The following is a 19,082-nucleotide window of genomic DNA, read 5'->3' as shown; positions in this document are numbered from 1 at the left end:
ACAGCCATGCTCCACGACAATCAATTCGCCCGCGTTTCCGACTTCGAAGCTATGGAGGCGGAACTAAAGGCGACGCGTCAATATCTGCACGCCCATCCCGAGCTTTCGAAGGAAGAGGCGCAAACCGCCCGTTTCGTGGCCGACAAGCTGGAAGCCTGGGGCTATACGGTGACCCGCAATGTGGGCGGACATGGCGTCGTTGCGACACTTACCAATGGCACGGGCAAGAAGAGCATCGGCATTCGCGCCGACATGGATGCCCTGCCGATCCTAGAAGAGACCGGCCTGCCCTATGCCAGCAAGACACCGGGCAAGATGCATGCCTGTGGTCACGACGGCCACACCACGGTGCTACTGGGTACTGCCGAATATCTGGCCCGCACCCGCCGTTTCGATGGCACCGTCACGTTGATCTTTCAGCCAGCGGAAGAGAACGGACGCCCCAGCGGTGCTCAATTGATGATCGAGGACGGCCTGTTCGAACGCTTTCCTGTCGATGCGATCTTTGGCCTGCACAATCACCCGGGCGCACCGGAGGGAACGATCCTGTTACGATCCGGTCCGATCATGGCGTCGTCGGATGTGGTCAACATCACCATCAAGGGGAAAGGCGGCCATGCATCCCGCCCGCATCTGACGATCGATCCGATCGTCGTTGCCTGCAATCTGGTCGTGGCACTGCAGACAGTCGTTTCCCGTAACATCGATCCGACCCAGACTGCGGTGGTGACAGTCGGCACGATTCATGCCGGTGAGGCTGTCAACGTCATCCCGGAATACGCAAAGCTGGCGCTCAGCGTGCGTTGCTTCGAACCCAATATCCGCGACTTGCTGAAAACGCGCATCACGAAACTCGCCCAGTCCGTCGCCGAAGGCTATGATGCCTCCATCGACATCGACTATGACCACGGCTATCCGGTTGTCGTGAATTCGGAAGCGGAAACCGCCTTTGCCCGCATCGTCGCAGAAGAACTGATCGGCGCGGACAAGGTCGCAACCTGCCCGCTGATCCCCGGCAGCGAGGATTTTGCCTACTTCCTGGAGCATAAGCCCGGCAGCTTCCTGCGCCTTGGCAACGGCATGAACTCCGCGATCCTGCACAGCCCGAAGTACGATTTCGCGGACGGCAGTCTGACGGTCGGTGCCGCCATGTGGGCGCGGCTGGCGGAGAAGTTTCTTCAAGCGGATTGATGCCGCTATGACTTACGCGATTTCCTGACGCACGAACCTGCACCCAGCAAAAGGTGGGAACTTGCTTCGGCACCACAAGTTGGTGTCGAAAGGAGTTTCACATCATGTCAGGCAATAGAGACAACGCCACGCCGAACGCTGCGCAAATCAGAGGTGACATCCAGCGAGGCCTGACAGGAGATAAGCGCCCCGGCTTTGATCCTGCTTTGGCTCCGCTCGAAACCGACGCCGAGGCAGGTGGTGTGCCGATGTCATCCGAACAGGTTGAGACAGCGATCGAAACTCAAAGAAAGGACGGCTTGCAACAGCAGTCGAGGAATTTCGATGTCGCGATGGGCTCGTCCTTCAAAGGGACCAGGAACCGTAAGCCAAGCCTCCCGGCCCTCGTTCCAGTGCTGGCGGTCTTCGTTGTCGGGTTGGCACTCTTGCTGGGCGTGTGGCTGCGATGATCATCCGCAATTGCTGTGCATTATTTGCCTTCGCCAATAGAGCGCGACAAGCTTAGCCCTGCCGTTCTTCCCAGCGTCACTGCCGTCAGCAGGCCATTGCCGGAAAGGTAGCCGGACGCATCATTGCCGGAAACACCACAGGCTGCTCCGCCTGCTGCATAAAGGTTCGGCAGTGCCGTGCCGTCGGCACGCAGAACACGGGCCTTCGTGTCGATCACCAGTCCACCCTGTGTGTGAAACAGCGCTCCCGTTACGCGCACGGCGCATAAGGGTTCGGTCAATTGTTGCGATCCATCGAAATCACGACCGAACGGATCCATCATTTCATTCCGCTTGGATGCCTCCACTTGCTCGAATGTGCGGCGGAATGCGTCCGGGGGGACGTTCATGCGGACGGCCAGATCTTCCAGGCTTTGCGCAGTCACGATTGCACCCATCGCCTCGGCACGGCGAAAGTCCTCGAACTGTCGGGTGATGTCGGCAATGCGCGCATCAAACACCGACCAGGCGATACCCTCCGGCTGCCGCAGCACCTCCGCCGCCTGTTCCGAATAACCCTTTCCCTCGTTGGAAAATCGCTCGCCCAGAAGATTCACCTGGAAGCCGCCTTCGGTGATCGTGGCCCAGGAAATCAGGATACCGGCGGGATGCGCAACCGAACCATGCCCTTGATGGCCATTCAAATGTCGGGTTGCCGCTCCAAGCGCCTCGCCCCACAGCAGCGCATCGCCCTGATTGCCCGCATGACCGAAATAGGTCGCCTCTGACAGCGATGGGATATGGGCGGCGACAAGTGTTCGGTTGCCGCCATAGCCATTGCAGGCAAGGATCAATCGATCACAACCGATCTCCTCGACGCTTCCGTCGGGTCGCGCAAACGCCAAGCCAAGAACCCTGTCTTCATCATCGGCGAAGAGCGTCGTGACATGGGCGTCGCAGATCACCGGAATGTCGCAGGCTTCGGTTGCCGCACGCAGCGCATCGATCAGTTCTTCACCGGAGCGGGAGGCAAGGCCATGCATGCGACGTGCGGAGTGGCCGGGATAGCTGAAATCCTCGATCACCGAAAAATTCAGCCCGTGACGGTCTGAAAGCCATTCGAGCGTCGGCCCGGCAAGGCGGGTGACATGATCCACGATCGCGGGATCTGGCTCTCCATGTGCCTTTCGAAGAATATCTCCGCTGAACAATTCCGGTGTGTCGGAAATACCCGCCGCGGCCTGCCAGCGCGTCGCAGCGGCTGGAATGAGCCCGGCCGACAGCGCGGTCGATCCGCGCGGCAGCGGATCGCGCTCCAGGACAAGAACCTCCTCACCTGCCTCGTGGGCGGATAAGGCGGCCACAAGACCCGCCGCACCGGCACCGATCACGATGAGTGGCACACGATAGTCGAAGGTTTTTCCCGCAAGTCGAACACATTGAGACACGACTGACTCCATTCCCCGCACCAGACAGTTATCTGCCATTTTTCGAGAACAATAAGCTGTATTATTTTTAAAACAACATTTGATTTTTGGTCTGGCCCATGCCTAAATCCGGTCACCCATTAAGGAAGACAGGAATGGTTCATTCAGCTGCGTCGGGTCCGCGCACCCTGTTCGACAAGGTCTTTGATCAGCACGTCGTCACCGCCCGGGAAGACGGGCAATGTCTCCTCTTCATCGACAGGCATTTGCTGCATGAAGGTTCATTCCACGCCTTCGACAAGTTGAAGGCCCGCGGTGCGCGCATTGCGCGGCCAGATCTCACCTTCGGCATCGAAGATCATTACGTGCCCACAAGGACGCGGGATCTCGGCGCGATCGACCCGGCAATCGCAAAGATGATCCGCCAGTTGCGCGACAACACAGCTGCGCATGGCCTTCGCCTTTTCGACCTCAATGATCCCGCACAGGGCATCGTGCATGTGGTGGGTCCCGAGCAGGGATTGACGCTGCCCGGCCTCACCATCGTCTGTGGCGACAGCCACACCGCAACGCACGGTGCTTTCGGTGCGATCGCCTTCGGCATCGGTGCTTCTGAAGTCGCGCATGTGCTGATGACCCAAACGCTCTGGCAGAAGAAGCCGAAGCGCATGCGCATTCGCGTTGAGGGACAGCTTGCGCTCGGCGTATTCGCCAAGGACATGGCCCTGTCGATCATTGCAGCCATCGGCGCAGACGGTGCAGCGGGCCATGCGATCGAATATGCCGGAAGCGCAGTTCGCGCCCTCTCAATGGAAGGCCGGCTTACCCTGTGCAACCTCTCCATCGAAGCCGGTGGGCGTTGCGGCATGATTGCGCCGGATGAAACCACTTTCGCCTACATCAAGGATCGGCCGTACGCGCCGGTCGGCGACGAATTTCAGCGCAGTGTCGACAACTGGATGGCACTGGCTGGCGATCCAGATGCGGTCTTCGACCGTGAGGTCGTGCTGGATGCAGCCGAGATTGCGCCGATCGTCACCTGGGGGATCAGCCCGGAGGATGCCGCGCCCATTACCGCGAATGCACCCGACCCAGATCGGATGAGCGATCCGGCACGGGCGGCCCATGTTCGGGAAGCGCTGGACTATATGGGGATCCGCGCCGGCCAGCCGCTCACCGAAATCGCCGTCGATCGCGTGTTCATCGGCTCCTGCACCAACAGCCGCATCGAGGATCTGCGCGCCGCGGCGGCAGTCCTGGCTGGTCGCAAGGCTCGGGTGCCGGGCCTGGTGTCGCCGGGTTCTGCGCTCGTCAAGCGACAGGCGGAGGAAGAAGGCTTGCATCGCATCTTCATGGAGGCAGGGCTCGAATGGGTCGACGCAGGCTGTTCGATGTGCGTCGGCATGAATGGTGATCTGGTGCCGCCTGCCGAACGCTGCGCCTCGACCACCAATCGCAATTTCCGTGGACGCCAGGGGCCGGGAAGTCGCACGCATCTCATGTCGCCAGCCATGGCCGCGGCGGCTGCTGTCACGGGACATTTGACCGATATGCGCCCGCTGCTTGCCGGTCGCGAAATCGGCCTGACGGGAGATCGATAAATGGAAGCCTTCAGAATTCTCGATGCGATCGCCTGTCCACTGCCGCTTTCCGGCATCGACACGGATCAGCTCATTCCGGCGCGCTTCATGAAGCGCTCGCGTGCCGATGGTTATGGGGACTACCTGCTCCACGACCTGCGCTTCGACGAGAGTGGCCAACCGAAGCCGGATTTCCCGCTCAATGCGTCGCGGTGGGCGGGCGCCCGCGTTTTGGTGACGCGGCGCAATTTCGGCAGCGGCTCCTCGCGAGAGGCGGCGGTCTATGCGCTCGTGGATTACGGCTTTGCCTGCGTCATCGCGCCATCCTTCGGCGATATCTTCGCCAGCAATGCCGTCAACAACGGGCTTCTGCCGGCAACCGTATCCGAGGAAGATTGCGAGGCGCTGCTTGCCGGACTTGAAGACGGCGACGGCACCGCTCGTGTCGATCTCGAGGCCTGCGAGATCCGGGCGGCAAACCTCGTCATCCCCTTCCGTGTCGATCCCGTCTGGCGCACGAAACTGCTGAACGGCTGGGACGATATCGACCTGACGCTGAGCCACGCGGCCACGATCGAAGCCTTTCAGGCAAAAGATTCCAGCGCCCGTCCCTGGCTTGTACCGAGCGTGCGCGCGTCATGAAATCGGGAATCTCGAAAATCGTTTGACAAGACCAAAATCTGTATCTTTTATAGGACAGATAAATGTCTTTCAGGAAAGACAAACGATGACTCGAACCGCCGCGACTGCAGAGCCTATGAAGGCCCACCGGCTCTACCTCCTGCTCCGGGAACAGATCCTGAGCGGTGAGGTTCCGGATTCGGCGAAGCTGCCGAGCGAGCCGCAGCTGGCGCAGGAACATCGGGTCTCGCGGGTGACCGTGCGCCGTGCGCTCGACAAGCTGGCAAGCGACGGCATGATCGAACGCAGGCCGGGCTCCGGCACCTTTGTCAGCGGTGGGCAGACTCGCATGCCGGTTGTGGCGGATCTCGCCAACGCGCTGACTCATCTGGTCGAGATGGGCCGCAAGACGGGTGTGCGCCTGATCGCCTTTTCCTATGTCAACGCGACCCCGACGCTTGCCGAGGAATTGAAACTGGAACCAGGCGAAAGGCTGCAACGCTCGATCCGCGTGCGTCTGATCGATGGCCAGCCCTTTTCGTACCTCGTGACCCATGTTCCGGAGCGCATCGGCATTTCCTACTCGGAAGCCGATCTGGCTTCCACGCCGCTGCTCGAGCTTCTGGAGCGCTCCGGCCTCGTCGCCGACAAGGCCCAGCAGATCATTGGTGCGACACTGGCAAGTCCCGATGTCGCTGCAGCTCTTGATGTCGAGATCGGGGCTGCGCTCCTTTCCATGACGCGCGTGGTCTATGAGGCGTCAGGGCGCGGGATCGAGCATCTGCAGGCGCTCTATCGCCCCGACCGCTATTCCTTCCACATGGAACTTGCCCGTACAGGCGACCACGGAGCGCGCCGCTGGACGGCGGCCGACAGCCGCGGCCTGACCGAGGCCAACGAAAATAACGAAAAGAAGAATGCCCGCCAGAAGCGGCCACCCCTCAAGAGGAGAACAAAAAATGAAACTGGTCGAGACCCATCTGAACCGTAGAACCGTCCTCAAAGGCGGCGCTGCAGCCCTTGCAACACTCTCTGCCCCCGCCGTGCTCCGGGCCGCAGAACCTGCTCCGATCAAGGTCGGAATTCTTCAGCCGGTGACCGGGGCGCTGGCCCAGGATGGCGAATATGGCCGCCTCGGTGCAGAACTTGCAATCGAAGACATCAACAAGGCCGGCGGCATCAAGTCGCTCGGCGGTGCGAAGCTGCAGATGGTCTTCGGCGACGCCCGCTCCACGCCGGAAGCGGGCACGCAGGAAGTCGAGCGCATGCAGGAGGAGGGTGTCGTTGCGATCGTCGGCGGCTTTGCAAGCCCCATCTGCCTTGCCGCCTCGCAGGCAGCCTCCCGTTACGACCTGCCGTACCTGGTCGATGTTGGCGTCTCCGACCAGATCACCGGACGCGGATTGAAGAACACATTCCGCTTTGCACCGGGCTTTTCCATCTGCACCGCGGCAGCAATCCAGAACCTCGTGCGCATCAACGAAGCTGCCGGCAAGCCGGCAAAGACCGTAGCACTGGTACATGAAGACGGCCTTTTCGGAACCGGCCTTGCCAAGCTGATGGCAACCGAACTACCGAAATACGGCTTCGAGATCCTGGAACAGATTGCCGTACCGACGCCCTCGCGCGATCTCTCCAACGTCACGCTGCGACTGCGCAGCCTCAATCCCGATCTCATCATCCCGAGCACCTATTACGGCGAAACGGTCCTGCTCGCCCGCACCATGCAGCAGCAGCGCGTACGCCCGAAGGCCGTTTACTCGGTCCTGAACGGCGCGGCATCCAACCGCCGCTTCGTGGCGGAATTCCCGGAAGCCGCAGAAGGCGTGATGGATTGCAATCACTGGTACGATCCGCGCAACGAGCGCTCCAAGGCCGTCCAGGCGCGCGTGGAAGCGGTCGGCAAACCGTACAACTACAACATTCCGCTCAACTATTCCTCCGTCGCGCTCCTGGCGGATGCGCTGGAACGGGCGGGTGCGGCAGACCGCGGCAAGGTCATTGAGGCGCTCAACACCTCGACCTTCAAGGATCACCTGATGCCCTATGGCGAGACCAAGTTCGTCAACGGGCAGAACATGGGTGCGGCGCCTGTTTCGACGCAGGTCCAGAAGGGTCAGATCAAGGTCGTCTATCCCACGGACTTTTCCGACGCGAAGCCGATATTCCCAGCCAATCGCTGAGGTTGCCGATCCGCGGCGGATCCCGTTTACGCGGGATCTGCCCACCTGCAACGCAACCGCTCGGACTGGAAAATGTATTCCCCCACCATCCTCATCGAGGCTGTTATCAACGGATTGCTGACCGGCGCGATCTACGCGCTGATCGCGCTCGGGCTGACGCTCGTCTACGGCGTGCTCCACATCATCAACTTTGCCCATGGGGCGATTTTGGCCAGCGCCATGTTCGCCGTCTGGGGCCTGAAGACGCTCTTCGGCATCGACCCCTATCTTTCCATTCTCGTGCTGGCAACGGTCTTCTTCTGCCTCGGCTATGGCGTTCAGCGGCTGATCATAGGCCCGGCCGCCAAAGGCGAAGACGGCAACATCCTGTTGATCACGCTTGGCATTTCAATCTTCATCGAAAATGCGCTGCTGGCAGGTTTCGGCTCTGATACGCGCTCGATCAACTCCGACTTCGCGTTTTCGATCGTCGAAGCCGGTCCCTTCCTGATTTCCTCTCCGCGTCTCGTCGGCTTTGCGGGATCGCTCATCGTCACCGCCCTGCTCTGGTTCATCATGAGCCGCACGGATGCCGGCAAGGCGATCCGCGCCGTTGCGCGCGAGAAACTGGGCGCGAGCCTGATGGGCATTGATGTCGGCCATGTCTACGCACTGACGTTCGGTCTGGGCTGTGCGGCGCTGGCCGTCGCGGCAGGCCTTTTGATGCCGACCTTTTATGTCAACCCGCGGATCGGCGGCGCCTTCGTCAACATCGCTTTCACCATCGTCGTCCTCGGCGGCATGGGCTCAATTCCAGGCGCCATGATCGGCGGCCTGCTGATCGGCCTGGTGGAAAGCCTGAGCGGCCTGCTCCTCGGCGAAAGCCTTGGCCAGATCGGCATCTTCATCATCTTCATCCTGGTTCTGCTCCTGAAGCCGACCGGCCTGTTCGGAGCAAAGGCATGAAGCTAAACAATTATATTCCCATCATACTGGTCACCGCAGCGCTCGCGCTGGTGCCGCTGGTCTTTTCCTCCAACGCCCTCGCCAACTTCATGGCGATGGCGCTGATCATCACCTTGGCTGCGCAAGGCTGGAACATTCTGGGCGGCGTTGCCGGTCAGACCTCCTTCGGCCATGCATTCTTCTTCGGCATCGGCTGCTACACAGCGGCGATGCTGCAGTTCCATTTCGGCATCAATGCCTGGGTTGCGTTCATCCTGGCGCTGGTGGCAGGGGCTGGCGCCGGCTTCATTCTCGGCTTCCTGAGCTTCCGGGCCGGCCTGCGCGGTTCCTATTTCGCCCTGATCACGCTCGCTTTCGCGGAACTCATGCGCATTCTCGCCAATGCCTCCGAATGGACCGGGGGAGCGGCCGGCCTGCTGCTCAAGCTGAAACCGGGTCTTGCCAACATGCAGTTCGAAAGTCGGGCCTCCTTCCTATGGCTGGCACTCGCTTTCGTGTTTGTCGGGCTCGTCATCAGCCGTGCCATTGCCGGTTCGCGGTTTGGCGCCCAGCTGGTGGCGGTGCGTGAAAACGAGGATGCCGCACGGGCGTTGGGCGTCGATGTGCTGGCCGTCAAGTTGAAGGCAATCAGCCTCTCCGGCGCCATGACGGCGGCTGCCGGCGTTCTCTACGTGCAGAACTTTCTCTACATCGATGCCAATATCGGCTTCGGCGTGTGGATCTCGATCGAAGCTCTTCTGGCACCACTGGTAGGCGGGCGCGGACTGGTGCTCGGACCCCTGATCGGCACCGTCACATTGCACGGGCTGGGTGAACTGACCAAGAGTTTCGCCGGACGAACGCCCGGCATCGACCTGATGGTGTTTGCCGTCGTGCTGATCGGCGTCGTCGCCTTCGCCTCTGGAGGCGTACTTGGCCTGCTGCGCCGTTTTGCTCCGGGTCTTGCACGGAGGATCGCCGCATGATGCTCAGGACGGAAACCATCACCATGCGTTTCGGCGGCCTGACCGCCGTGGACCAAGCCTCCCTTGCCGTTCGGAAAGGGTCGATCACGGGTCTGATTGGCCCCAATGGCGCCGGCAAGACCACGATGTTTGCCGTGATTGCAGGCTTCCTGCAGCCGACCGGTGGACAGGTGCTCTGGCAGGGAAACGACATCACGCGCCTCAAGCCGCATCAACGTGCGCAGCTCGGCATTGCCCGCACCTTCCAGATCGTCCAGCCCTTCCAAGGATTGAACGTGCTGGAGAATATCACAGTTGGCAGCTATCTGCGCCACCCCCACACAGACGACGCCATTGCCAAAGCCCGGGCGGTCGCCGAACGGGTCGGACTTGGCGGGGAACTGGAACAGCCGGCCTCGAACCTGACAGTGGCAGGCCGCAAGCGGCTGGAACTGGCCCGCGCGTTGGCGACCGAACCCAAGCTTCTGCTGCTCGACGAAGTGCTGGCCGGTCTCAACCCATCGGAAATACGCGACATCATCCCGGTCATCCGCGCCATCCGCGACGACGGCGTCACCATCTTCATGATCGAACATGTCATGCAGGCGGTAATGAACCTTTGTGAGGAGGTCTATGTGCTGGCGCAGGGCCAGATGATTGCAGAGGGATCGCCTGCAGCCGTTTGCAATGATGCTGGTGTCATCGAGGCCTATCTCGGCAAGGGCGCCGCCGCCCGCATCGCCAATCTCGGAGGCGCCCATGCTTGACGTCAAGAGTATCCGCACCGGCTATGGCGGCGTGGAAGTGCTGCGCGGCATCGACCTTTCGGTGGGCCAGGGCGAGATCGTCGCCGTCCTCGGCGCCAACGGCGTCGGCAAGACGACGCTCAACAAGGCGCTATCAGGCCTTCTTGCGCTGACCTCCGGCTCCATCACCTTTGACGGAAAGCCGCTCGGCGGCTCGCCGATCGCAGCCGTTGAAGCGGGGCTTATCCATGTGCCGGAGGGTCGCAAGATCTTCCCCAACATGAGTATCCAGGAAAATCTGGAGCTGGGAAGCTACCGGCGCGGACGCGCCAGCCGTGCCCGCAACATGGAGCGGGTTTACGAGACCTTTCCCAAGCTGCGGCAGCGCATGACGCAGATGGCCGGCACGCTCTCCGGCGGCGAACAGCAAATGCTGGCGATCGGTCGCGGCATGATGGCTGAACCGAAGCTCCTGATCCTCGACGAACCCTCACTCGGCCTCTCGCCGCTGCTGGTCGAGGAAATGTTCGAACTGATCAAGCGACTGAACGCCGATGGACTGCCGATCATGCTGGTCGAGCAGAACGTGGTCCAGTCGCTGGAGATCGCCCACCGGGCCTACATCATCGAAAACGGGCTCGTCACCATGTCCGGTTCCGCAGCGGATATCGCAGCCGATCCGGATCTCAAGCGCGCTTACCTCGGGCTTTGAGGAAGACGGATGACACCCCTCAAGCCCCTTTCCTTGCACCGCCATTCCGATCGCGTCGCCGAAGTTTGGCAACGCGACAAAGACCGGATGCCGACACCGCCCGCCGTCGCGACAAACGCGGCCGCGACCAATCCGCCGGATCGCAACGCTTTGCCGTTGCTCTCGCGATGAAGGACAGAACATGACGCCTCTCAAAAAACATCTCTCGGATGGCCGAACGATCGTCGCACCCGGCGTCTTCGATGCGCTGACGGCATCGATCGCCACGGATGCCGGCTTTTCCGCGCTCTATCTTTCAGGCGCCGCGATTGCCTACACCCGGCTCGGTCGACCGGATATCGGGCTCGTTTCCATGACCGAAGTCGCTGATGTCATCAGCCTCGTTCGCCAGCGGGTGGAAACGCCACTGATTGTCGACGCCGACAATGGTTACGGCAACGCGCTCAACGTGCAGCGCACCGTGAAGACCTTTGAACGGGCCGGTGCCAGCGCCATCCAGCTGGAAGACCAGACGCTGCCGAAGCGCTGCGGCCATCTACAGGATAAGAGCATCGTCTCAGCCCAGGAAATGGCCGGCAAGGTGAAGGCGGCTGTCGATGCGCGAGCCTCCGAGGACACCCTGATCATCGCACGCACCGACGCAGTCGCCATCGAAGGACTGGAGGCAGCGATCGACCGCGCCGCGCTTTATGCCGAGGCAGGCGCCGACATACTATTTGTCGAAGCGCCGCGCTCCGCCGAGCAACTGACCGCCGTCAGCACCGCCCTTGCCGGTCGTCGCCCGCTGTTGGCCAACATGGTGGAAGGCGGCAATACGCCGATGTTCTCCGCCGCCGAGTTGGGCCAGATGGGCTACAGCATCGTGATCTTCCCCGGTGGCATTGTGCGCGCGCTGGCCCGCACCGCGCAGGACTATTACGCATCGCTGCACGAGCACGGCACCAATGCCCCCTTCTCCAGCCGGATGTTCGATTTCGGCATGCTGAACGATCTCATTGGCACGCCGCAAATGCTGGACCTTGGCCGCCGCTACGAACAGTTCGACGCAGCTCGTCCATCTCCATCCTCCAAGGGCAACACGAAAGACGACGCCGCATGAAAAGCGCTCTTGATCCCGTCACGCTCACCATCCTGAACGGCCGTCTGGAGCAGATTGCCGACGAGATGGACGCCACGCTCTACCGCTCCGCCTTCAATCCGATCATTGCCGAAGCCCGCGATGCATGCCACGGCCTCTATCATGCCGAGACCGGTGCAACGCTGGTGCAGGGTACCCGCGGCCTGCCGATCTTCGTGGGTGCCATGGCATTCGCCGTGAAGGCCGTGATCGACAAGGTCGCCGTCGATGGCGACCTCAACCCCGGCGACACCTACATCTTCAATGACCCCTATGCCGGCGGCACGCATCTGAACGACTTCCGCCTGGTACGCCCGGTGTTTCGCGGCGGCACGCTCTATTGCTGGATCGCCTCTGTCGGCCACTGGCTGGACATCGGCGGCAACGTGCCTGGTGGATTCAACGCCAAGGCTACCGAAAGCTTCCAGGAAGGCGTCCGCATCCCGCCGGTCAAGCTGGTGTCAAAGGGCGTCATGAACCGCGACCTCCTCGACATTCTGGCCGCCAATTCCCGCGTGCCCACCTCCAATTACGGCGACCTGAACGGGCAACTGAACGCGCTTGATCTCGGCGAGCGGCGGCTATCGGAACTGCTCGATGCCTATGGCGACAAGACGGTCGCGCAGGCCTTCGATGTCTTCTCTGATCGCGCTGACGCCATGATGCGCGATGCCATCCGGGCGCTACCGGACGGCACCTACAGTTTCGAGGATTACCTCGACAATGACGGCATCACGCCGGAACGCCTCACCATCGCACTTGATCTCACCATCAATGGCGATGAGATGGTGCTCGATTTCTCGCGCTCGTCCGCCCCTTGCGCCGGTCCGCTCAACATCGCCTATTCGACCGCTGCCGCCTGCTGCTACGTGGCGCTGAAACACGTCTTCACGTCCGTGCCGGCCAATGCCGGCTGCCTGCGCCCGATCACCTTCGTGATCCCCGAAACGACACTGCTCGGCGTGAAGCCGCCGAAGCCGGTCGGCGGTTACACGGAAACCATCCTGCGCGTCATCGGTGTCGTGTTTGGTGCGCTTGCCAAGGCCGATCCTTCCCGCGCAACAGCGGCGCCCTTCGGCACGATCAATGCGCTGTCGATCGCAGGCTACCGCGGCGACGGCTCCCGCTATGTGATGTTCTCCTTCTTCGGCGGTGGGCTCGGCGGCAATCCGGAAAGCGACGGATTGAACCACGCCAACAACCCGATTTCGATGGCGACCATTCCGCCCGCGGAAATCCTGGAAGCCTCCTATCCCGTCGTCTTCACGCAATGGGCCTTGCGGCCGGATTCCGCTGGTGCAGGCTACCATCGCGGCGGCGTTGGCTCCGTCTATGAAGTCGAGACGCTGACCGATGCCGACGTGTTTCTCTTGGGGGAACGCGGTGTCTATGCCCCGCCGGGCGTTGCCGGAGGCATGGAAGGCGGCCTCAACCGCTTCACCTGGGAGAGCGAGGATGGCGAGCGCTCGCCGCCGCTCGCCTCCAAGGTTACAGACGTTCGGGTTCGCGCCGGCCAGAAGGTGCGCATCGAATCGCCTGGCGGCGGCGGCTACGGCAATCCGCTGACCCGCGCACCGGAAAAGGTTGCGCGCGACGTCCGCCTCGGCTTCGTCAACCGCGAGAATGCCCGGAAAGTCTATGGCGTCGAGATCGACAAGGACGGACAGGTCGATGTGACGGCGACCAATATCTTACGTGAAGGAAAAGCCGCATGAACAGCCATATCAAGAGCTTGAACGGCGCGGTCGTCGGCGTCGATGTCGGCGGCACGTTTACCGATCTCTTCTACTATGAAGAGGCGACCGGCAAATTTCGCACCGCGAAAGTGTCCTCCAATCGTGGTGACGAAGCGGTCGGTTTCATCGAAGGGCTGAAATCCTTCGGCGCCATTGCCGATCTCGGCTCCATCGTGCACGGCACGACCGTCGGCACGAATGCGCTTCTGGAGCGCAAGGGTGCGAGAACCGCGCTGATCACCACAAAGGGCTTCCGCGACGTGCTTGAAATGCGCCGCCGCGACCGTCTGAACACCTGGGGCCTGTGGGGGGATTTCATTCCCGTCATTGAACGCGACATGCGTTTCGAGGTCAGCGAGCGCGTGCTTGCGGACGGAACGGTGCGAGAGGCGCTCGATCCCGAGGAAGTTCGCGCTGCGGCGCTGAAAGCGCTCGCCGCTGGTGCCGAGGCGCTCGCCATCTGCTTCATCAATGCCTATGCCAATCCCGCCAATGAACTGGCAGCGTTGGAGGCGGCGCGCTCCGTCTGGCCGAATGGCAATCTCGCCTCGTCGGCGCAGATCCTGCCGGAAATCCGCGAGTTCGAACGAACCTCCACCACGGCACTGAATGCCTATCTCCAACCCGTCGTGGGCGGCTATCTCGGCAAGCTGCAGGATGCACTGAAAGGCGAGGCCTTTGCCGGTCCCTTCCATATCGTTCAGTCAAATGGCGGTGTCATGTCGACCGAAACCGCCAGCCGGTTGCCGGTGCGAACCGCACTATCCGGCCCGGCTGCGGGCGTTATTGCAGCAGCGGCGATCTCCAAGGCGGCAGGCTATCCCAACATCATCACCGGCGATCTCGGCGGCACCTCTTTCGACGTGTCGCTGGTCGTTGACGGGCAGACCTCGCTTGCCGCCCAGACCACGATCGATTTCGGTCTTGTCGTCCGCACGCCGATGATCGAGATCACCACGATCGGCGCTGGCGGCGGCTCGATTGCGCATGTCGATGCCGGTGGCCTCTTGCAGGTCGGGCCGGAAAGCGCAGGCTCCCGTCCCGGTCCGGTCGCCTACGGACAGGGCAATACCCGCCCGACCCTGACGGACGCCAACATCGTTCTCGGCCGTATCAATGCCGAACGTCCGATCGGCGGCAAGCTGTCGCGGCTGGACGTCGAAGCCGCAAAGGCTGCCATCGCGGAGCATGTGGCTGGGCCATGTGGCCTCGGCGTCATGGAAGCGGCGGAAGCGATCGTGCGCGTGGCTGACGGACGCATGGCGGGGGCCATCCGCCTTGTCTCCATCGAACGTGGGCACGACCCGGCAAAGTTCGTGGCCGTGCCCTTCGGCGGCGGCGGCGCGCTGCATGCGGGTGCGCTGATCAAGGATGTTGGCCTGCAGGCGGCACTCGTGCCGCGGTATCCGGGTGTCACCTCGGCACTCGGCTGCGTGATCGCCGATATCAGACATGATCAGGTGCAGACGGTGAACCTCACGGTGGATGCCCTGGATGAAGCCGTGCTTGACGCACGCATGGTTGCGGAGGCGGAAGCTGCAGGTCGTATCGTGCATGAGGCCGGCCTTCAGATGGACCGCGTCGACATCCTGTTCGAACTCGACATGCATTATGTCGGCCAGACCCATACCGTCTCCGTGCCGCTGCCGCTCTCGATTGCCAACGGGTCCACGGGTGTCACCCGCCAACTCGTGCAGGACGCCTTCGATACCGCCTATCGTGCCTCCTTCAGCCGGCTTCTGCCCGGATTGAAGGCGAAGATTGTCAACCTGCGCACCGCCGCAATCGGCCGTCGCCCGCATTTCAGCCTGAAGGCGCTTGCACCTGATGCAGAATGCTCAGTGGAAAAGGCAGCGCGCGGCAGCCGTCCGGTCTGGTTTGACGGAGCTTGGCACGACACAGCCATCTATGCCCGCCTGGAATTGCCGGTTGGCGCCCTGATCAATGGTCCGGCCATCCTCGAACAGCCGGATGCCACGGTGCTTGTCGATCCGGATCTGACTGCGCGGGTGGATGAACTTGGCAATGTCATCATCGAGAGGCGTTGATGGAAGAGCATATTTCTGCGGCCCAGACCGGGCTCCTGATCGTTGATCTCCAGAATGATTTTCTCGACCCGCAAGGCGCCTATGGCCGAGCGGGTCAGACATCTCCAGAGATTGCGGCGCTACCAGAACGGCTGGCACCGCTTGCCGAGCAGATCCGGGCGGCCGGTGGCTGGATCATCTCGACCCAGTTCACGCTGGTGCCGCTGAAGGGCGGCGAACCGCTGATCTCCCCGCATCTGAAGACGCTGAGGCCCTTCCTGGCAAAGGGCGATTTCGCGCCGGGCTCCTGGGGGCACCGTCTGGTGGACAGGCTGGCACCCGCCGATATCAGCATCGAAAAGGTCGCCTATTCCGCCTTCTACATGACGCGGCTGGAGTGGGTGCTCCGCAAATGCGATATCCGCAAGGTCATCATCTGCGGCATCGTCACCAATGGCGGTGTCGCCTCGACGGTCCGGGATGCACATGTGCGCGATTTCGACGTGACGGTTCTCTCAGACGGCTGCGCCGCCTTTTCGCCCGAGGTGCATGACACCGCAATTGCCGCGCTGAAGCCTGTCTGCCGGGTCGCGACCATTGCGGAGGTAAAGAACGAGTTGGCGCGTTGATCTGCTCTGTCACAAATAATGCCAAGGTCGCGATTGCCTTGCAAGAACCGGGCCTGCCCTATGAACTGAAGCAGCTAAACGTCGGCAAAGGCGAATAGAAGCACGGGAATTCCGTTCCCTCAATCCGAACAGCAAAGTGCCGGTTCTGGATGAAGGTCTTCGCTCCCAAGCAATCGGTGCCTATCGTCGACACTTGGTATCAGAGGTGAACCCTTGCCTTTGGCAATGCTGGCTTCTTCAAGCGCTCATGACCGGCAACGCAACCGATCGCCGAAGCTCGGCTCACGACCGAGGCCGAGCGTCACTTGGGCCTGCTCCACCACAATCTCTGGCTATGTATGATGTCATATCCGGCTGGACACAACCTTTTGGAGTATGGCGTCCGCACATACCCGGCCGTTGAGGCTCGATACTCAATTTTCCGCCTGAGGATCCCAATAGGGCGGATTGCCAAACGCGGTTTTCAGGTGATCGGCGATGGCGCGCAGCTTTGCAGGTGGCTTGCGCCCCTGCGGATGGGCCATGAAGATGAATTCCGGTTCCGGCTTGTGATCGACCTCTACTTCCTGCAGCAATCCATCCCGGATGGCGGGGCCGGCGATGAATGCCGGCAAGAGCGCCAGACCGAGGCCCGCTATCGCGGCGTCGCGCATCATGTCGCCATTGTTGATCGCAAGGCCGAGCTTTGCCCGCACAATGACATTGCCCCTGGTCGTCTGAAATCGCCAGTCGGCAATCCCGCGGTTTGTATAGAATATGCCCCTGTGATTTTCGAGATCCTGCAGTGTGCGAGGCGTGCCGAACCGCGTGAGGTAGTCGACTGAGGCAGTCAGCATCCGGCGGCTTCGTGCCAGCTTCCAGGCGATCAGGCGTGACTCGGATATGGGACCATGGCGAATGATGGCGTCGTAGCCGTCGGCGGCCGGGTCCACCCTGCGATCGTCGATATCAAGCGTGAGTTCAAGGTTTGGGTGCTGAACCAAAAACGGATAGAGCGCGGGGCCAAGATGCATTCGGCCGAAGGTGACGGGAGCTGCGATGCGCAAGGGGCCTGCAATCTCACCCCGTCGCTCCGACATCTCTTCTGCCGCCGCTTCCATTTCCTGGGCAATACGGCGTGCACGCTCTAGAAAGGCTTGGCCGCTTTCGGTCAAGGTGAGCTTCCGGGTGGTCCTTTGCAGAAGCATGCCGCCGAGGGTCTTCTCAAGTTCGGCAAGCCGCTCGCTGACGACCGATTTTGATAGCCTCAGCCGCCGTGCGGCTTCGCTGATGGAGCCGCATTCCACAACGGCCACAAAGGTCACAATCCCTTCCGTTCGCATCAGCATCGTTCCGCATCTCCGGATTTCAGTTCCAATATCTGCCGCCTAATCCGAACAATGGCAAGGTGCCATCTTCAGTCCATCGAACGGAGCGGCAGGTGCTGCTCCCGAATGGAGACAAAGAAAATGACACGGCTGAAGAACAAGGTTACCATCGTCACTGGCGCAAGTTCCGGCATTGGCAGGGCAACGGCAAAGCTCTTTGCTGCCGAGGGAGCGAAGGTGGTGGTCGGTGCCCGCCGACAGGCGGAACTCGACACACTCGTTGCCGAGATCGAGGCCGCAGGCGGCCAGGCGATTGCGGTCGCCGGAGACGTTCGTGAGGAAGACTATCATCGGCGCCTGGTGGCGACCGCTGTCGAGCGCTATGGAAAGCTCGACATCGCCTTCAACAATGCCGGCACTCTGGGCGAAGCCGGGCCGACGACAGGTGTTTCAGAACACGGTTTTGCCGATACGCTGGCCATCAACCTGACAGCGTCGTTCCTCGCAGCCAAGCACCAGGCAGCCGCGATGGAGAAGAATGGCGCGGGCTCGATGATCTTTACCTCGACCTTTGTCGGCTACAGCTATTCCTTCCCCGGAGTCGCAGCCTATTCCGCCAGCAAGTCTGGCTTGATTGGACTCACGCAAGCGTTGGCTGCCGAATTCGGTTCGAAGAACATCCGCGTCAATTCTATCCTGCCCGGAGCAGTCGACACGGATATGTACCGGGAAATGAACGACACGCCGGAAAAGCAGGCCTTCATCACCGCGCTGCATGCGCTGAAGCGGGTTGCAACGGCCGAGGAAATTGCGAAATCCGTGCTGTATCTTGCCTCCGACGATGCGAGCTTCGTCACCGGCACCGCATCGCTGGTGGATGGCGGCACATCGATCACGCGGACCTGAACTTTTGAGCCAGATAGGCGGGCGATGGCTGTCGTCCGCCTATCCGTTCAGCCGGCAAGCCTTATCAGGCCGACGGAAACGTGGCGCCGGGGACCGACAAGGACGGACGAAACCTCCATACCGCAAAAATGCCGGCAGCCAGAGAGACGAGCAGAAGGATGACCTGACAGGCCAAGATCGCAGGCTCGTTGCCCAGCGGCGCCAGCGCGTGCAAGGGCCCGATCTTCTGAAACGACTGGATGATCAGCACCAGTGTGTTGAAGAACATCAGGAGCGTGACACCCGCCACATAGACGGGCCGCCAGAAGCCAGCCAGTCTTCCCCGGTAGCGGGCATAGAGCGTCACCATGAGGATGACCGTACACAGGATGCCGACATTGATCGCCGGCGTAATCCCGTTGAACGGAAACAGGAAGCCGGTCACGAGCGTCACCGCGATCGTGACCAGGAACCACTGGGCCAGAATGCGATCATCACCGTTTTCGATCAGGCGGCGGATAAGGACGACACCTGCGACAACGGCAACAAGACTGATCAGTACATGAAAAAGAGTAAGCACCAGGACTGCAGACATGTGAACCCC

Annotated in this window: 18 protein-coding genes; 15 read left to right on the top strand and 3 right to left on the bottom strand. The window is 61.5% G+C overall.

The annotated features are described in order from the left end of the window. Positions 1-6: 6 nt before the first annotated feature. Together Q2T52_RS11830 and Q2T52_RS11825 are read left to right on the top strand one after the other, a co-directional pair. Positions 7-1,191, top strand: coding sequence for a M20 aminoacylase family protein (locus Q2T52_RS11830; RefSeq protein WP_302076942.1), 1,185 nt, complete (start codon positions 7-9; stop codon positions 1,189-1,191). A gap of 104 nt (positions 1,192-1,295) precedes the next feature. Further along, positions 1,296-1,640, top strand: coding sequence for a hypothetical protein (locus tag Q2T52_RS11825; RefSeq protein WP_302076941.1), 345 nt, complete (start codon positions 1,296-1,298; stop codon positions 1,638-1,640). A 20-nt stretch (positions 1,641-1,660) separates the two neighbouring features. Here Q2T52_RS11825 and Q2T52_RS11820 read toward each other — a convergent pair whose 3' ends face one another. Then, positions 1,661-3,067: an FAD-dependent oxidoreductase gene (locus tag Q2T52_RS11820; RefSeq protein WP_436799524.1), complete on the bottom strand. Its 1,407-nt coding sequence runs from the start codon at positions 3,065-3,067 to the stop codon at positions 1,661-1,663. A 134-nt stretch (positions 3,068-3,201) separates the two neighbouring features. Between Q2T52_RS11820 and leuC the strand changes: the two genes are divergently transcribed. The 12 genes from leuC to Q2T52_RS11760 all read left to right on the top strand — a co-directional run bounded on the left by leuC (position 3,202) and on the right by Q2T52_RS11760 (position 16,286). Next, complete coding sequence (gene leuC / locus Q2T52_RS11815; RefSeq protein WP_302076939.1) at positions 3,202-4,647, top strand: 3-isopropylmalate dehydratase large subunit; 1,446 nt, start codon at positions 3,202-3,204, stop codon at positions 4,645-4,647. Further along, positions 4,648-5,268 carry a 3-isopropylmalate dehydratase small subunit gene (gene leuD / locus Q2T52_RS11810; protein WP_302076938.1) on the top strand — a complete coding sequence of 207 codons (621 nt, stop codon included), beginning with the start codon at positions 4,648-4,650 and terminating at the stop codon, positions 5,266-5,268. Between the two features lie 85 nt (positions 5,269-5,353). Beyond that, positions 5,354-6,238 carry a GntR family transcriptional regulator gene (locus tag Q2T52_RS11805; protein WP_302076936.1) on the top strand — a complete coding sequence of 295 codons (885 nt, stop codon included), beginning with the start codon at positions 5,354-5,356 and terminating at the stop codon, positions 6,236-6,238. Continuing rightward, positions 6,207-7,430 (top strand): ABC transporter substrate-binding protein, encoded by a 1,224-nt coding sequence (locus Q2T52_RS11800; protein ID WP_302076935.1) that lies wholly within the window; start codon positions 6,207-6,209, stop codon positions 7,428-7,430. The genes Q2T52_RS11805 and Q2T52_RS11800 overlap by 32 nt, the downstream gene beginning before the upstream one ends. 72 nt (positions 7,431-7,502) lie before the next feature. Next, entirely contained in the window at positions 7,503-8,375 is an 873-nt protein-coding gene (locus Q2T52_RS11795) for a branched-chain amino acid ABC transporter permease (RefSeq protein ID WP_302076934.1), read from the top strand. Continuing rightward, complete coding sequence (locus tag Q2T52_RS11790) at positions 8,372-9,340, top strand: branched-chain amino acid ABC transporter permease (protein ID WP_302076933.1); 969 nt, start codon at positions 8,372-8,374, stop codon at positions 9,338-9,340. Before Q2T52_RS11795 ends, Q2T52_RS11790 begins: the two co-directional genes overlap by 4 nt. Then, on the top strand, positions 9,340-10,086 hold the full coding sequence (locus Q2T52_RS11785) for an ABC transporter ATP-binding protein (protein WP_302077270.1): 747 nt from the start codon (positions 9,340-9,342) through the stop codon (positions 10,084-10,086). The genes Q2T52_RS11790 and Q2T52_RS11785 overlap by 1 nt, the downstream gene beginning before the upstream one ends. Further along, entirely contained in the window at positions 10,079-10,777 is a 699-nt protein-coding gene (locus Q2T52_RS11780; protein ID WP_302076932.1) for an ABC transporter ATP-binding protein, read from the top strand. Before Q2T52_RS11785 ends, Q2T52_RS11780 begins: the two co-directional genes overlap by 8 nt. A gap of 181 nt (positions 10,778-10,958) precedes the next feature. Continuing rightward, positions 10,959-11,876 (top strand): isocitrate lyase/PEP mutase family protein, encoded by a 918-nt coding sequence (locus Q2T52_RS11775; RefSeq protein WP_302076931.1) that lies wholly within the window; start codon positions 10,959-10,961, stop codon positions 11,874-11,876. Continuing rightward, complete coding sequence (locus tag Q2T52_RS11770; RefSeq protein ID WP_302076930.1) at positions 11,873-13,609, top strand: hydantoinase B/oxoprolinase family protein; 1,737 nt, start codon at positions 11,873-11,875, stop codon at positions 13,607-13,609. The genes Q2T52_RS11775 and Q2T52_RS11770 overlap by 4 nt, the downstream gene beginning before the upstream one ends. Next, positions 13,606-15,678, top strand: coding sequence for a hydantoinase/oxoprolinase family protein (locus Q2T52_RS11765; protein ID WP_302076929.1), 2,073 nt, complete (start codon positions 13,606-13,608; stop codon positions 15,676-15,678). Before Q2T52_RS11770 ends, Q2T52_RS11765 begins: the two co-directional genes overlap by 4 nt. After that, positions 15,678-16,286: a cysteine hydrolase family protein gene (locus Q2T52_RS11760; protein WP_302076928.1), complete on the top strand. Its 609-nt coding sequence runs from the start codon at positions 15,678-15,680 to the stop codon at positions 16,284-16,286. Before Q2T52_RS11765 ends, Q2T52_RS11760 begins: the two co-directional genes overlap by 1 nt. A gap of 413 nt (positions 16,287-16,699) precedes the next feature. On the opposite strand, the gene Q2T52_RS11755 is transcribed toward Q2T52_RS11760, so the two are convergent. After that, the gene (locus Q2T52_RS11755) at positions 16,700-17,611 is read right to left on the bottom strand and encodes a LysR family transcriptional regulator (RefSeq protein WP_302077269.1); all 912 of its coding nucleotides are present in this window, start codon (positions 17,609-17,611) and stop codon (positions 16,700-16,702) included. A 123-nt stretch (positions 17,612-17,734) separates the two neighbouring features. Here Q2T52_RS11755 and Q2T52_RS11750 point away from each other — a divergent pair, with 123 nt between their 5' ends. After that, positions 17,735-18,499: an SDR family oxidoreductase gene (locus tag Q2T52_RS11750; protein WP_302076927.1), complete on the top strand. Its 765-nt coding sequence runs from the start codon at positions 17,735-17,737 to the stop codon at positions 18,497-18,499. A 64-nt stretch (positions 18,500-18,563) separates the two neighbouring features. Here Q2T52_RS11750 and Q2T52_RS11745 read toward each other — a convergent pair whose 3' ends face one another. Continuing rightward, the gene (locus Q2T52_RS11745) at positions 18,564-19,073 is read right to left on the bottom strand and encodes a hypothetical protein (RefSeq protein WP_302076926.1); all 510 of its coding nucleotides are present in this window, start codon (positions 19,071-19,073) and stop codon (positions 18,564-18,566) included. Positions 19,074-19,082: the final 9 nt, after the last annotated feature.

The organism is Rhizobium oryzicola (assembly GCF_030504645.1).
Lineage (GTDB): Bacteria > Pseudomonadota > Alphaproteobacteria > Rhizobiales > Rhizobiaceae > Neorhizobium > Neorhizobium oryzicola.
The sequence above is the reverse complement of the archived record's forward strand: the minus strand, read 5'-3'. Positions and strand labels throughout refer to the sequence as shown.

Bases quoted from the DNA above. Each gene is read 5' to 3' on its own strand.
- Q2T52_RS11830 (WP_302076942.1), top strand. From the start codon at position 7: ATGCTCCACGACAATCAATTCGCCCGCGTTTCCGACTTCGAAGCTATG.
- Q2T52_RS11825 (WP_302076941.1), top strand. From the start codon at position 1,296: ATGTCAGGCAATAGAGACAACGCCACGCCGAACGCTGCGCAAATCAGA.
- leuC (WP_302076939.1), top strand. From the start codon at position 3,202: ATGGTTCATTCAGCTGCGTCGGGTCCGCGCACCCTGTTCGACAAGGTC.
- leuD (WP_302076938.1), top strand. From the start codon at position 4,648: ATGGAAGCCTTCAGAATTCTCGATGCGATCGCCTGTCCACTGCCGCTT.
- Q2T52_RS11805 (WP_302076936.1), top strand. From the start codon at position 5,354: ATGACTCGAACCGCCGCGACTGCAGAGCCTATGAAGGCCCACCGGCTC.
- Q2T52_RS11800 (WP_302076935.1), top strand. From the start codon at position 6,207: ATGAAACTGGTCGAGACCCATCTGAACCGTAGAACCGTCCTCAAAGGC.
- Q2T52_RS11795 (WP_302076934.1), top strand. From the start codon at position 7,503: ATGTATTCCCCCACCATCCTCATCGAGGCTGTTATCAACGGATTGCTG.
- Q2T52_RS11790 (WP_302076933.1), top strand. From the start codon at position 8,372: ATGAAGCTAAACAATTATATTCCCATCATACTGGTCACCGCAGCGCTC.
- Q2T52_RS11785 (WP_302077270.1), top strand. From the start codon at position 9,340: ATGCTCAGGACGGAAACCATCACCATGCGTTTCGGCGGCCTGACCGCC.
- Q2T52_RS11780 (WP_302076932.1), top strand. From the start codon at position 10,079: ATGCTTGACGTCAAGAGTATCCGCACCGGCTATGGCGGCGTGGAAGTG.
- Q2T52_RS11775 (WP_302076931.1), top strand. From the start codon at position 10,959: ATGACGCCTCTCAAAAAACATCTCTCGGATGGCCGAACGATCGTCGCA.
- Q2T52_RS11770 (WP_302076930.1), top strand. From the start codon at position 11,873: ATGAAAAGCGCTCTTGATCCCGTCACGCTCACCATCCTGAACGGCCGT.
- Q2T52_RS11765 (WP_302076929.1), top strand. From the start codon at position 13,606: ATGAACAGCCATATCAAGAGCTTGAACGGCGCGGTCGTCGGCGTCGAT.
- Q2T52_RS11760 (WP_302076928.1), top strand. From the start codon at position 15,678: ATGGAAGAGCATATTTCTGCGGCCCAGACCGGGCTCCTGATCGTTGAT.
- Q2T52_RS11750 (WP_302076927.1), top strand. From the start codon at position 17,735: ATGACACGGCTGAAGAACAAGGTTACCATCGTCACTGGCGCAAGTTCC.
- Q2T52_RS11745 (WP_302076926.1), bottom strand. From the start codon at position 19,073: ATGTCTGCAGTCCTGGTGCTTACTCTTTTTCATGTACTGATCAGTCTT.